This is a genomic window from Streptomyces tardus, from assembly GCF_018101125.2.
GTDB lineage: Bacteria > Actinomycetota > Actinomycetes > Streptomycetales > Streptomycetaceae > Streptomyces > Streptomyces tardus.
Genome location: NZ_JAELVF020000001.1, coordinates 3958837 through 3972993, shown reverse-complemented (window position 1 = coordinate 3972993; position 14157 = coordinate 3958837). Strand labels below are relative to the sequence as shown.

Genomic DNA, 14157 nt, shown 5'->3' with positions numbered 1-14157 from the left:
AGCCTATCCGGCCGACGGGGGGCGCCGGTCGCCCGCCCCGGGGTCGGGTCCGGTCCTGCCGTACGGGTCGCCGCTCGGCACCGGGGCCACCGCGCCGGGATCCTCCGGCGGCTCCTCCGGCTGCTCCCGCGCGCTGCCGGTCAGCAGCAGTCGCTCCAGCTCCTGTCTGCCGGGGAGCCCGGCGGGACGGACCACCTCTCCGCTTCTGACGTGGACGAACGCCGCGCGCACGGCATCCAGCGGCAGCCCGTGACGCTCCGCCCAGGCGAGCCGGTAGATCGAGAGCTGGAGGGGGTCGGCGGCACGGCGGCGGCCGGTCTTCCAGTCGACGATCTCGAAGCCCTCTTCGTCCCGGTAGACCGCGTCGATACGGCCGCGCACCACCCGCCCGGCGAGCACCAGCTGGAAGGGCTCCTCGACCGCCCAGGGGGTGCGGTCCGCGTACGGAGTACGGCCGAACGCCTCCTTGAGCGCGGCGAGCTCACGCTCGTCCGCGATCTCCACGGGCTCGGTGTCCGACCCGTGATCGCCGGCGCCCGGCAGCTCCTCGGGGCCGAGCATCGGCAGGGTCAGCTCCTCGAATCGCGACTCGATCCAGGCGTGGAACCGGATGCCGCGCCGGGCGGCGTCCGGCTGCGGGGGGCGCGGCATCGGCCTCACCAGCTCGCGTGCGAACCGCTCGGGGTCGGCGTTCAGCCGCATCAGCTGGGAGGCGGTCAGTGAGGGCGGCAGCTCCACCTCGTGCACCCGGCGGCGGGCGCGGCGCAACTCACCGGCGAGAGCTGTCAGATCGCGATCCCAGGAGGCCGCGAGCCGACGCTCCTCGGGGGTGAGGCCCTCGGCCTCCGCAGCATCGGTCGCACGGCCCGGCTCTGCCTCCCGACGGCGGTACTCCTTCCCGCGCGGGTGCTCCTCGCACGGCTCCGCCTCGCGCGGCTCCCCGCGCGGGTGCGGCAACCGGCCGGTGCCGACGGGCTCCTGCCCGTACGCGTCCGTCTCACCCGGCTGCCGTACGGGACCGGATTCCAGCCGGTCGAGCACCATTGCTGCCGCGGTGCGCCGACGCGCCAGCGCCTGCGCGTCCAGCGGCATGGGCCAGCGCCGCTCCTCCGCCTCCGCGGCGAGGGCCGGGTTCTCCTCGTCCTCGCCGGGCGGCGGCGCCCACTCCTCCACCTCACCGTGCGCGGGCTGCGACTCCACATGTGCGCGGACCGCCTCCAGGAAGGCCGACGGGCCGCGCGGCTTCTTCTGCGAAGGCCCCCACCAGTGGCCGGACGCCAGCAGCAGCGAGCGCGGCCGGGTGAACGTCACATAGCCCAGGCGCAGTTCCTCGGTCGCCTGGTGATCGGTGAGGGCGGTGTCGTAGCGCGTGCGGTCCTTGGCGGTCCAGCCCCCCAGCTCCGGCAGCGTCGGGGCGTCCCCGCGCAGCGGGTGGGGCAGTACGCCGGCGCCGGTCAGCCAGGACGTCTGGCCCCTGCTGCTCGGGAACTGGCCGCTGACCAGCCCGGGAGCGGCGACCACATCCCATTCGAGGCCCTTGGAACGGTGCGCGGTCAGGACCTTGACGGTTTCCTCGCCGCCGGGCAGGGAGCTGTCCATGCCCTTGTCGTAGCGCTCGGCCATCCGCAGGAAACCCAGGAACGCCAGCAGGGTGCTCTCGCCCTCCAACGAGGCGAAGCCGGCCGCCACGTCCAGGAACTGGCCCAGCGTCTCCCTGCGTCTGGCCGCCAACGCGTGCGGGGAGGCGGCCAGTTCGACCTCCAGACCGGTCGCCGACAGTACGCGGTGCAGCACGTCCATCAGCGGATCGGCGAGCGACCTGCGCAACTCCCTGATCTCGGCCGCGAACCGCGCGAACCGCACCCTCGCCGCCCGCGAGAACGGCAGCTCGTCCTCGTGCCCCTCTGCCTCGAGGAAGGTGTCCAGCGCGTCCGCCAGGGAGAGCACCTCGGCCGGATCCGTGCCCTCGACCGCCGCGGCCAGCCGCTGGTCGGCGTCCTCGTCACGGCCACCGCGCGGTGGCAGCAGCAGCCGGGCCCTGCGGCCGAGCAGCGCCAGATCGCGGGGCCCGATCCGCCACCGCGGACCGGCCAGCAGCCGTACGAGCGAGGCGTTGGCCGTGGGGTCCTGGAGGACCTCGCACATGGCCACCAGATCGGCGACCTCGGGCAGGTGCAGCAGACCGGAGAGGCCGACGACCTCGACCGGCAGGCCGCGGGCCGTCAGCACGGACTGGATCTCGGCGAAGTCGGCGGCGCCCCGGCACAGCACCGCGATCTCGCCGGGGGGCGTGCCGGTGCGCACCAGGTGCGCGAGAGAGTCGCCGAGCCACTCCAACTCCTCGGCGTGGGTGGGCAGCAGCGCACAGCGGGCACGTCCGTCGGCCTCCGCGCCGGGCGCCGGGCGCAGTGCGTGCACACCCTGGTGGCGCTCGCGCAGCGGCAGGGCGAGCTCGTTGGCCAGCGAGAGCAGAAGGCCACCGCTGCGGCGGTTCTCGCTGAGCGAGTAGCGGTCGGCCGGGCTGCCGTCGCGTGCCGGGAAGTGCAGTGGGAAGTCGTCGAGGTTGGCGACGGAGGCGCCGCGCCATCCGTAGATCGCCTGGCACGGGTCGCCGACCGCCGTCACGGGGTGCCCGTCGCCGCCGAACAGCCCGGCGAGCAGGATGCGTTGGGCCACCGAGGTGTCCTGGTACTCGTCGAGCAGGACGACGGCGTACTCCTCGCGCAGCAGCCGCCCCACCTCCGGCACGTCCCGGGCCAGCCGGGCGGCCACCGCGATCTGGTCGCCGAAGTCCAGCAGCTCGCGACGGTGTTTGCGGCTGCGGTACTCCTCGACCAGCCCGAGCAGCTCCAACCGCCCCCGGACCGTGCGCGGCACCTGGCGCAGCGCGACGTTGGTGAGCCTGACCTCCCCGCTCTCCAGCAGCGCCAGCAGCTCGGTGTCGTGCTCGCGCAGCTGCTCCGGCGCGACCAGGTGCTCGGCCAACTCGCCGTCCAGCGCCAGCAGCTCGCTCACCAGCGTCCCGAGCGATCTGGTGAGGGACTCGTAGGGACCGGGCGCGGAGCGGAGCACGGCAGCGGCCAGCTGGAACCTGGTCGCATCGGCGAGCAGCCGGGCGCTGGGCTCCACGCCGAGCCGCAGCCCGTGGTCCTTCAGCAGCCGCCCCGCGAACGCGTGGTAGGTGGAGATCGCCGGCTCGCCCACCGGCTCCTGCGGCCCGAACCCCGCTCCCCCGACCGGCGCCCCGGGCGGCAGCGCGGCCTCGCCCAGCACTCCGGCGCTGGTGAGCGCTCTGCGTACGCGCTCGGCCAGCTCCGCGGCGGCCTTGTTGGTGAACGTCAGCCCCAGCACCTGCTCCGGCGCGACCTGCCCGGTGCCGACCAGCCACACCACACGGGCCGCCATCACCGTGGTCTTCCCCGAACCGGCGCCGGCCACGATGACCTGCGGAGCGGGCGGCGCGGTGATGCACGCCAGCTGCTCCGGGGTGAACGGGATACCGAGCAGCTCCTTGAGCTGGTCGGGTCGGTCGAGCTGTGCCACGAGTAGAGACCGTAGCCGAGGGCGCTGACAGCGAACGCCGCCGGTCAGCACCCGCGTCCAACAGCCCGTGGCGCGGCGGCACTTGGGTCGGTGCAGTCGGCACCGGCCCGGTGCAGCCACGGCGGGTGGGCGCGGGCGGGCGTGTCACTCCACGGGCGGGCGTGTCACTCCGCGGTCTGGCGTGTCACTCCACGGTCTGGCGGCCCTCCGGCCGTGCGCTGCACGCCGCGCGGAAGGAGCAGTTCGCGCACTGCCGCCCCGGTGTGGGGGTGAAGCGCTCCTCCAGTACACGGCCGGCGGCGGTCGCCAACAGGCCGCCCAGCCAGTCGTCCCGCTCCGGCGCCCCGGCCGAACCCTGCTCCGGCGCCCCGGCCGCCTCCTCGGCTGCGGCAGCAGCCGGCCCGGCGGCCGTCCCCTCGCCGCTGCCGGCCCCGCCCGCCGGGTCCGGGGCCTCCGGGCTCCCCGGCTCCGGCTCCGTACGCGCCTGCAGCTCCGTACGCGCCTCCCCGTCCCCGTCCGTACGGGCCTGCGGCAGCGGTTCCTGGCGCTGGACCGCGGGGAGCGTGTCACCGCCGTCCCGCTTAGGCGCGCCGAGCCGCAGATGCACCAGCTCGGCACCGCCGGGTTCCGCCTCCGGCGAGAGCTCCTGCAGCGCCCGTTGATAGACCGCCAGTTGCGGATGACGGTCTACTTCGGCCGCGGTCGGTTTGGCCGCTCCGGTCTTGAAGTCCACGACGTACACCCGCCCGTCGCCGTCCTCCTCGATCCGGTCCACTGTCCCGCGCACGCGTACCCGCACCTCGCCGGCGGCGAGCGTCACGTCGAACTCGCGCTCGCTCGCCACGGCCCGGCGCCCGCCGCGGTCGAGCACGTGCCAGCGCAGAAAGCGCTCCAGAGCGGCGCGGGCGCTGTCGCGCTCCTGGTGCGATTTCCACGGCGCGTCGAAGGCGAGCGCGTCCCACACCGAGTCGAGCCGGGCGAGCAGCACGTCCAGATCGGCCGGAGTGGTGCCCGAGGCGACCTCGTCCGCGAGTACGTGGACGACGTTGCCGAAGCCCTGTGCCGCGGTGGCGGGCTCCTCGGCGCGCACCTCGCGACCGAGGAACCACTGGAGCGAGCAGGCGTCCACCAACTGCCCCAGCGCACTGCCGGAGAGCGCCACCGGCTGCTGCGGATCGCGCAGCGGGACCTCGCTGCGCGTCGGTTCGTACAGCCCCCACCAGCGCTGCGGATGAGCCACGGGAACGAGCGGGTTGCCGTCGTCGTCCCTCAGGTCGGCGAGGGTGGCGAGGCGTTCGGCGGCTGCGGTGCGCAGCGCCTCGCTCGCCCGGGGGTCGACGGTGGTGGCCCGCAGCTCCGCGACCAGCGCCGCGACCGACAGCGGACGCGGTGGCCGCACTGTGCTGTCCTTCGGCTCGACCCCCAACTCCTGGAGAAACCGAGAGGGTTGATCGCCGTCCTCGGCAGCCGCGCGCACCGCGGTGACCACCAGCCGCTCCTTCGCCCGGGTGGCCGCGACGTAGAACAGGCGACGCTCCTCGGCCAGCAGCGCACCGGCCGCCATCGGCTCGGCGAGACCGGTGGGCCCTATCCGGTCGGCCTCCAGCAGCGAGCCACGGCGGCGCAGATCCGGCCAGAGCCCCTCCTGTACACCTGCCGCCACCACCAGCGACCACTCCAGCCCCTTGGCGCGGTGCGCGGTCATCAGCCGTACGGCGTCGGGCCGCACCGCGCGGCCCGCGAGCGTGTCGGCGGCGATGTCCTGGGCGTCCAGCTCCTCCAGGAGGTTGAGCGCGCCGCGACCGCCGGTGCGCTCCTCGGCGCGGGCGGCGATCTCGAAGAGCGTGCAGTGCGCGTCCAGGTCGCGGTCCGCGTGCCGGCCCGCGGCGCCGCCCCGACGGGCGGTGCGCTCCAGCCGCTGGGGCCACCCGGTGCCGTCCCACAACTCCCACAGCGCCGCCTCGGCCGTACCGCCGCCGGCCAGCAACTCCCGCGCCTTGCGCAGGAGCAGGCCGAGCCGATGGGCGCCCTGCGCATGGCTCCGCTCCTGGGCGACGAGACGCTCCGGCTCGGCGAGCGCGCGGGCCAGCAGTTCGTCCGAGGGCCTGGGCACGGGGTGCCCGGCGGCACGTTCCTCCTCCCGCAGCGCCCGGCCCAGGCGGCGCAGGTCGGCGGCGTCCATCCCGCCGAGCGGAGAGGCCAGCAGGGTGAGCGCGGTCTCGGTGTCCAACCAGCAGGGAGCCTGCGCCGCCGTACCGACGTCCGCGGATCCCTGCGACGCGTACCCGGCAGCTCCCGGATCCGCCGAATCCGCCGGGTCGCCGGGCTCCCCCGAACTCCCGTCCTCCGTACGCTCCTCGGAGTCCGCGGCAGCCGCCTCGGCGACCGCCCGCAACGCGGTGAGCAGCGGCGCCACGGCCGGCTCGCGCCGCAGCGGCAGATCGTCACCGGCGACGTCCAGAGGAACCCCCGCGGAGATCAGCGACCGCCGCAGTCCGGGGATCGTCCGCTCGCCGGCGCGCACCAGCACTGCCATCTGTGACCACGGCACGCCCTCTTCCAGGTGCGCCCGGCGCAGTACGTCGGCGACGGTGTCCCGCTCCGCGCCCTGGGTCGGGCAGGTGTACACCTGCACCCGCCCACCGGGCCGGCTCGCGGTGAGCGAGCGGTGCGCCCGTACGGCGTCGGCGGGCAGCCGCGGCAGCGGCATGCGCCGGGCCAGCTCCCGGCCGGCGGCGAGCACCCGTGCGGGCGCGCGGCGGCTGGTGCGCAGCACGGCGACGCGGGCGGGGGACCCGTCCGGGCGTCGGAAGGTGTGGGGGAAGTCGAGGATCCCGTTCACGTCCGCGCCGCGGAAGGCGTAGATCGACTGGTCCGGATCGCCGAGGGCGACCACCGTACGGGCGCGCTCCGGCGCACCCACCAGGGCGCGCACCAGCCGTACCTGCGCGGGGTCGGTGTCCTGGTACTCGTCCAGGTAGATCGCGTCGTACGCCCGGGCGAGGGTCTCCGCGGCGCCCTGCGGGCCCTGGCGCTCGGCGAGCAGGACCGCGCGGTGCACCAGCTCGGCGTAGTCCACGACGCCCTGGAGATCGAGCACGTCCAGGTACTCAGCGAGGAAGGACGCCGCAGCGGACCAGTCGGGACGACCGGCCCGGGCGGCGAACCCCGTCAGCTGCTCGGGGCCGAGTCCCAGCTCACGGCTGCGCGCCAGCACGGCGCGGACCTCGTCGGCGAAGCCGCGGGTGGTCAGACACGCGCGCAACTCGTCCGGCCAGCGGGTGCGCACCCGGCCACCGCGCGCCAGCTCCTGCTGCCCGGCGAGCAACTCCCTGATGTAGAGGTCCTGTTCGGGGCCGGAGAGCAGCCGCAGCGGCTCGGCGAAGCGGTCGGCCTCCTGATGGGCACGGACCAGCGCGTAGCAGTACGAGTGGAACGTCGTCGCCTGCGGTGCACCGCCCTCCAGCCGGGCGGCCATCCGGTCGCGGAGCTCCACCGCGGCCCTGCGGCTGAAGGTGAGCACCAGGATCCGCGAGGGGTCGGCCCCCTCCGCCACGCGCGCCGCGACCGATTCGACGAGTGTCGTCGTCTTGCCCGTGCCCGGACCGGCGAGCACCAGCAAAGGTCCGCCGGTGTGGTCAACCACAGCGCGCTGCGTTGCGTCCAGACGAGGTAGACCGACCTTGACCGGCGGAGTGCGCACCAATCGGTACGCGGGGGACTTCGGGTACGAACTCACGTGTCTCGCCGGTCCTGGGGTCTGTTCTGGTTGGTGCCGACGGTACGCCAGGCGCTCACCGAACCGCGGCGGGCCGGAGGTACCCCGTACGGACGCCCCATCGAATGAGCCTTGGCGCGATGACGGAAGCTGGTGGATGTGAACAGCCGTACCGGATGGCTGGAGCGCTCAGTCGCTGTGCCCGTCCCACCGTGCGCGGCGCACGTCCACTCTGGGCACCGCCTGCCCGGCGGTGGTGCGCGCCGCCTCGCGCAGCGGGGTGCCCTCCGCTCGATACTGCTCCAGCGCACGGCGCTCGGAGCCGGGCAGCAGGACACCGTCCGCGCGTATCACCCGCCACCACGGCACGGCGCCGCCGTAGAGCGCCATCACCCGGCCCACCTGCCGCGGGCCGCCGTCGGCCAGCCACTCGGCGATGTCGCCGTACGTCATCACCCGGCCCGGCGGGATGCGCTCGGCGACATCGAGCACACGCTCGGCGAAGTCGGGGATGGCGTCCGGGTCGCAGACGGGGTCGTCCGCGCGGTCGGCGGCTGGGGAGTCCGGTCGGGCGGCGGGTCGGTGCTGGGCGGGCATGTCGGCAATGGTGCCGCACGCCACCGACAGCGCGCCGCTCCCCCGCTCTGCCCGACCTCGGCGCACGGTACGCCCGAACCGGCCCTGACCTGGTGTTTCAACCTCGCACTTGATGACCGTCGAACCGTCAGCGCCACCCTGATGTGCGGCGCCCGTGTCAGCTCATGCCACCATCGTGCGGGCGGTGACGCGTGATACGGGACCACAGAGACCAGTCGGAGCAGCGGGACGGAGAGTTCTCCCCGGGGGAGAGCGGCTCCGGCGATTCGCGGGGTCCGCAGCGGGACGACGCCGCTCCGCGCAGGTCCGCCCGGGCCGGTGCCGAAGAGGCGCCGCGCACTCCGGAGTCCGGAACGAGCGGGCCCGCTAAGCCCGGTGACGCCCCCGCCGACGGCGCGGAGGCCGACGGCCCGGCCGCATCGGAGCAGGCCCCGGAGCCCACCGACCGTCACGAACGCACCTCCCTCCGGAAGCCGTCGGCGACGCCCCGGAGCACCGGATCGACCTCCGACGCGTCGACCTCCGAGCGGCTGGAGAAGGACGAACCGCTGCTCGCCGCGCGCGCCCACCGGCCCCCCGACCTGCTCCGCTTCCTGCTCGGCATCCTCGGGATGGCCGTGGTGCTGGGCATCGCCTACTTCGCCCACGCCACCACCGCGGGGCTGGAGGAGGACATCGACAAGGGCGCCGGTCAGGCCCCGCCGCTGGTGATCAGCTTCACCGCGGTGATCTCCAGCGTCGCCGTACTCCTGGTCCCGGTGGCCTTCGCGATCGAGCGACTGATCAAACGCGACGGACTGCGCATCGCCGACGGCGTGCTCGCCGCAGTGCTGGCGCACGGTGTCTCCCTCGCCGTGGCGCTGTGGGTCGCCAAGGTGGCACCGGTGCCGATCCAGGACGCGCTGACCAAGAACGCGCCCTCGGGGGGGCTCACCGACCCCGTGCACAACTACCTCGGCCCGGTCATCGCCTATATGACGGCGGTCGGCATGGCCAGGCGTCCGCGCTGGCGGGTGCTGCTCTGGGTGGTGCTGCTCACCGACGCGCTGTCCATCCTGGCCAGCGGTTACATGACGACGCTGGCGATCGTCCTCACGCTGCTCATCGGCTGGACCGTCGCCTACGGAACGCTGTACGCGGTCGGTTCGCCCAACGTGCGCCCCACCGGCCAGGGCCTGCTCGCCGGCCTTCGCCGGGTCGGTTTCCGGCCGGTCAGCGCACTGCACACGGAGGAGCCGGGTGTCGGTTCGGGAGAGAGCGAGCGCGGACGCCAGTACCTCGTCACGCTGGAGGACGGCGCCCCGCTGGACGTCACCATCGTCGACCGGGAACAGCAGGCTCACGGCTTCTTCTACCGCGCCTGGCGCCGTCTCGCGCTGCGCGGCATCACCCAGCGCCGCAGCACACAGTCGCTGCGGCAGGCGCTCGAGCAGGAGGCGCTGCTCGCCTACGCGGCGATAGCTGCGGGCGCCAACGCCCCCAAGCTCATCGCCACTTCCGAGCTCGGCCCGGACGCCGTGATGCTCGTCTACGAGCACACCGGCGGGCGCCCACTGGAGGCGCTGCCGGACACGGAGATCACCGACGAGCTGATGTGCGCGGCCTGGCAACAGGTACGGGCGCTCCAGTCGCGCCGGATCGCCCACCGCCGGCTGACCGGCGAAGCGCTGCTGGTCGACTCGGAGGGGACGGTCTACCTCACCGACCTCCGGGGCGGTGAGATCGCGGCGGGCGACCTGGTGCTGCTGATGGACGTCGCCCAGCTGCTGACGACGTTCGGCCTGCGGGTGGGCGCCGACCGCGCCGTGTCGTCCGCCGTGGAGACCCTCGGGCCGGACGCGGTCGCCGACAGCCTTCCGCTGCTCCAGCCCATCGCGCTCAACCGCAGCACCCGCACCACGCTGCGGCGGCTCTCCAAGGAACGGGCGGACCGGGAGCGGGAGGCGGTGCTGGCCGCGGCGCAGGCGCGCAAGGCGGCCAAGACGCATCCCGCCGACAGCGACCCCGAGGGACGCAAGGCGGCGAAGGCCGAACGCAGCCTCCAGAAGCGCCAGTTGGAGCAGGCGCTGGAGGACGCGCGCGAAGAGGACCTGCTGACCCAGATCCGCGAGGAGGTGCTGCGGATCCGGCCGGAGGCGACGATAGTCCCGGCCCGGCTGGAGCGGATCAAACCGCGCACGCTGGTCACCTCCATCGCGGGCGTCTTCGCGGCGTACTTCCTGCTCACCTCGTTCGCCCACGTCAACCTGCCCGATCTGGTGGGCGACGCGCACTGGGGGTGGGTGGCGGCTGCGGCCGTCTTCTCCGCGTCCAGCTATCTCGCGGCGGCGCTGAGCCTGCTCGGCTTCGTACCCGAGAAGGTGCCGTTCTGGCGGACGGTGTCGGCGCAGGTGGCGGGGTCGTTCGTCAAGCTCGTGGCGCCCGCCGCCATCGGCGGTGTGGCGCTCAACACCCGCTTCCTGCAGCGGGCCGGGCTGCGGCCGGGGCACGCGGTGGCGAGTGTGGGAGTTTCCCAGATCTTCGTGCTGACCTGCCACATCACGCTGCTGCTGTGCTTCGGCTATCTGACCGGCAAGGAGCAGGCGGCGTCCATCCCGCCCTCGCGCACGGTGATCGCCGGACTGTTGACGGTCGCGGTGCTGGTGCTGATCGTGACGGCGGTACCGGCGTTGCGGAAGTTCGTGACGACGCGGGTGCGTTCGCTGTTCGCGGGTGTGGTGCCGCGGATGCTCGACGTGGTCCAGCGGCCGAAGAAGCTCGCCAGCGGTATCGGCGGCATGCTGATGCTGACGGTGGTCTTCGTCGCCTGTCTCTACTCCTCGATCCAGGCGTTCGGCGGCGAGGTGAGCTTCGTCGTGGTGGCGACGGTCTTCCTCGCGGGCAACGCCCTGGGTTCGGCCGCGCCCACGCCCGGCGGTCTGGGCGCGGTGGAGGGCGCGCTGTTCGCCGGTCTCACCACGATCGGAAAGCTGGACTCGGCGACCGCGCTTTCGGCCGTGCTCCTCTACCGGGCCCTGACCTTCTGGCTTCCGGTGCTGCCCGGCTGGATCGCCTTCTCCCGGCTCACCTCTCGCAAGGCCCTGTAGCCCCGCGCCAGGTGCCGGAGAGGCAAGGTGCACGCGCGGCGACGGTGAGCGCTCCCGCGCGTGCACCGGGGCGCGCGACACTCACCCGTACGCCCCGCGCAACGGGCGTGGGTGCCCGGCGCGTACGGAGGATGGCACTCCGCGACATTGGGGAGCTGCGATGCCATCAGCTGTCAGCAGAGGTCTGTCCGTGGCGGTCGCCACAGTGCTCACGGCAGGGGCCGCGGCAGCCTGCAGCGGCGCCGAGAGCAGCCCGATGACCGGTACGGCCGCACAGCGGGACGCGTCTCCCGCGGCCACCGGCGCCAAAGACCTCCCCGCGAACTTCACCGACCAGGAGCTGGACTGGAAGAAGTGTCCGGAAACGGGCGGTGACGGGCTGGTCGGCGGCGAGCTGGAGCCCATGCCGAACGGCGCGCAGTGGCAGTGCGCCACGTTGAAGGCGCCACTGGACTACGCGGACCCGGACAGCAAGACGATGGACCTGGCCCTGGTCAGGGCCCGTACCAAGGCCTCGGGCGAAGAGCGCCTGGGCTCCTTGCTGTTCAACTTCGGCGGTCCCGGCGGTTCGGGCGTCAGCACTCTGCCGCCCTCCGGACCGGAATTCGCCGAGCTGCACAAACGGTACGACCTGGTCAGCTTCGACCCCCGCGGCGTCAGCGCCAGTTCGGGCGTGAAGTGCCTGGACGACAAGGAACTGGACGAGTACTACCAGGAGGCAAAGACCCCCACCAACGAGAAGGAGGGCAGACAGGCGTTCCGCGACCAGGAGCGGTACGCCCGGGCGTGCGCCGAGAACAGCGGCAAGGTCCTGCCCTACGTCGGCACCGAGTACGCGGCCCGCGACATGGACCTGATGCGGGAGGTGCTCGGCGACGAGAAGCTGAACTACTTCGGCATCTCCTACGGCACCGAGCTCGGTGGCGTGTACGCGACGCTCTTCCCCGACCGCGTGGGGCGAGCGGTCTTCGACGCGGTGGTGGACCCCTCGCAGACCCCGGAGCAGAGCAACCTCGGGCAGGCGAAAGGCTTCCAGCTCGCGCTGACGAACTATCTGAAGGCCTGCGAGGAGGACGGCGAGGACGGCTGTCCCCTCGCCGACAGCCCCGAGGACGGCGAGCGCCGGATCAGTGACCTGCTCAAGCAGCTGGAGAACAAGCCGCTGGAAACAGCCGATCCCGCCGGGCGGAAGCTCAACGGCTCGCTGGCGTCCAGCGGTATCGCGCTCGCCCTCTACTCCGACGACTTCTGGGAGGTCCTGACCGAGGGCCTGCAGACGGCCATGGACGACGGCGACGGCACGATGCTGCTGCGGTTGAGCGACCTGCTCAACGGCCGCAGCGACGACGGAAGTTACGACAACAGTCAGGCCTCGCTCACCGCGATCTCCTGCGCCGACACCAAGCCGCGGTACTCCCTGCAGGACGTCCAGGACAAGCTTCCGGAGTTCGAGAAGGCCTCACCGGTCTTCGGGACGATGACGGCATGGAGCATGAGTGCCTGCCACGGCTGGCCGGTCAGGGGCGACAAGGACCACCCCGAGATCGACGCCGAGGGTTCGGAGAAGATCCTGCTGATCGGCGCGACCGGGGACCCGGCGACCCCGTACGAGGGCACCAGGAAGATGGCCGAGGCTCTCGGCAAGGACGTCGCGGTGGAGCTGACCTTCGAAGGGGAGGGGCACGGGGCGTACAACAGCGGTGACCGCTGCGTCCAGAAGCGGGTGAACACCTACCTGCTGGAGGGCAAGCTGCCCAGGGACGGCACCACCTGCAAGGCGAGCGGCTCCGGATCCGGCGGCTAGCCGGAACAGCCCGGCGGCTCGGACCGGAAGGCGGTCGGCCGAGCCCGTACAGAGCAGGAGAGCAGGGCGAGCGGCAGTCCGCAGAGGGGCCGGCTCAGCCGGATCGACGGAAGGACGCAGGGGCGGGACACGGCGAACGCGCCGTGTCCCGCCCCTGCGGCGCTCGTCTCAGTAGATCGGCTTGTCCGGCTCGATCTGGTTCACCCAGCCGATGACACCGCCACCGACGTGGACGGCGTCCGAGAACCCGGCGTTCTTCAGCACCGCGAGGACTTCCGCGGATCGGACACCCGTCTTGCAGTTCAAGACGATCTTCCGGTCCTGGGGCAGGTCCTGGAGCGCGGTGCCCATCAGGAACTCGTTCTTCGGGATCAACCGGGCGCCCGGGATCGAGACGATCTCGAACTCGTTCGGCTCGCGGACGTCGATCAGATCGATCTTCTCGTCACCGTCGATCCACTCCTTGAGCTGCGCGGGAGTGATGGTGGAACCGGCCGCCGCCTCCTGCGCCTCCTCCGAGACGACACCGCAGAACGCGTCGTAGTCGATCAGCTCGGTGACGGTCGGGTTCTCGCCGCAGATCGCGCAGTCGGGGTCCTTGCGCACCTTGACCTGGCGGTAGCTCATCTCCAGGGCGTCGTAGATCATCAGGCGGCCGAGCAGCGGCTCACCGAAGCCCGCGAGCAGCTTGATCGCCTCGTTGACCTGGATCGATCCGATCGAGGCGCAGAGCACCCCGAGCACACCGCCCTCGGCGCAGGACGGCACCATGCCGGGCGGCGGGGGCTCGGGGTAGAGGCAGCGGTAGCAGGGGCCGTGCTCGCTCCAGAAGACCGACGCCTGGCCGTCGAAGCGGTAGATGGAGCCCCAGACGTACGGCTTGCCGAGCAGCACGCACGCGTCGTTCACCAGGTAGCGGGTGGCGAAGTTGTCCGTGCCGTCGACGATCAGGTCGTACTGGCTGAAGATGTCCATCACATTGGACGACTCCAGCCGCTCCTTGTGCAGATTGACCTGCACGAGCGGGTTGATGCCGAGCACGGTGTCCTTGGCCGAGTCGGCCTTGGAGCGCCCGATGTCGCTCTGGCTGTGGATGATCTGGCGCTGCAGGTTCGACTCGTCGACCTCGTCGAACTCGATGATGCCCAGGGTCCCGACACCCGCCGCGGCCAGGTACATCAGCGCGGGAGAGCCGAGCCCGCCGGCGCCGACACAGAGCACTCTGGCGTTCTTCAGGCGCTTCTGACCGTCCATACCGACATCCGGGATGATCAGGTGGCGCGAGTACCTGCGGACCTCGTCGACGGTGAGCTCGGCGGCTGGCTCGACCAGCGGTGGCAGCGACACGGAGACCTCAGCAAAAGGTTGAGAGGGGACAAACGCTTGTTCTCATCGGCAACACTGCCACG

The 14157-nt window shown here is 72.6% G+C and carries 6 protein-coding genes; 2 read left to right on the top strand and 4 right to left on the bottom strand.

Features of this window, described 5'->3' with window-relative positions; translation table 11 throughout:
• Positions 1 to 3: 3 nt before the first annotated feature.
• The 3 genes from JGS22_RS16980 to JGS22_RS16970 form a co-directional block, all read right to left on the bottom strand.
• The gene (locus JGS22_RS16980) at positions 4 to 3543 is read right to left on the bottom strand and encodes an ATP-dependent helicase (RefSeq protein ID WP_308405715.1); all 3540 of its coding nucleotides are present in this window, start codon (positions 3541 to 3543) and stop codon (positions 4 to 6) included.
• A 184-nt stretch (positions 3544 to 3727) separates the two neighbouring features.
• A complete protein-coding gene (locus JGS22_RS16975; protein WP_372454315.1) occupies positions 3728 to 7246 on the bottom strand; it encodes an ATP-dependent helicase in 3519 nt (1172 codons plus the stop codon).
• Between the two features lie 204 nt (positions 7247 to 7450).
• Positions 7451 to 7858, bottom strand: coding sequence for an MGMT family protein (locus tag JGS22_RS16970; protein ID WP_211039455.1), 408 nt, complete (start codon positions 7856 to 7858; stop codon positions 7451 to 7453).
• Between the two features lie 191 nt (positions 7859 to 8049).
• On the opposite strand from JGS22_RS16970, the gene JGS22_RS16965 reads away from it, so the two are divergent.
• A complete protein-coding gene (locus tag JGS22_RS16965) occupies positions 8050 to 10944 on the top strand; it encodes a lysylphosphatidylglycerol synthetase family protein (protein WP_211039456.1) in 2895 nt (964 codons plus the stop codon).
• Between the two features lie 160 nt (positions 10945 to 11104).
• The gene (locus tag JGS22_RS16960) at positions 11105 to 12748 is read left to right on the top strand and encodes an alpha/beta hydrolase (protein WP_211039457.1); all 1644 of its coding nucleotides are present in this window, start codon (positions 11105 to 11107) and stop codon (positions 12746 to 12748) included.
• Between the two features lie 168 nt (positions 12749 to 12916).
• Here JGS22_RS16960 and moeZ read toward each other — a convergent pair whose 3' ends face one another.
• Complete coding sequence (moeZ, locus tag JGS22_RS16955; RefSeq protein ID WP_211039458.1) at positions 12917 to 14095, bottom strand: adenylyltransferase/sulfurtransferase MoeZ; 1179 nt, start codon at positions 14093 to 14095, stop codon at positions 12917 to 12919.
• Between the last annotated feature and the right edge of the window lie 62 nt (positions 14096 to 14157).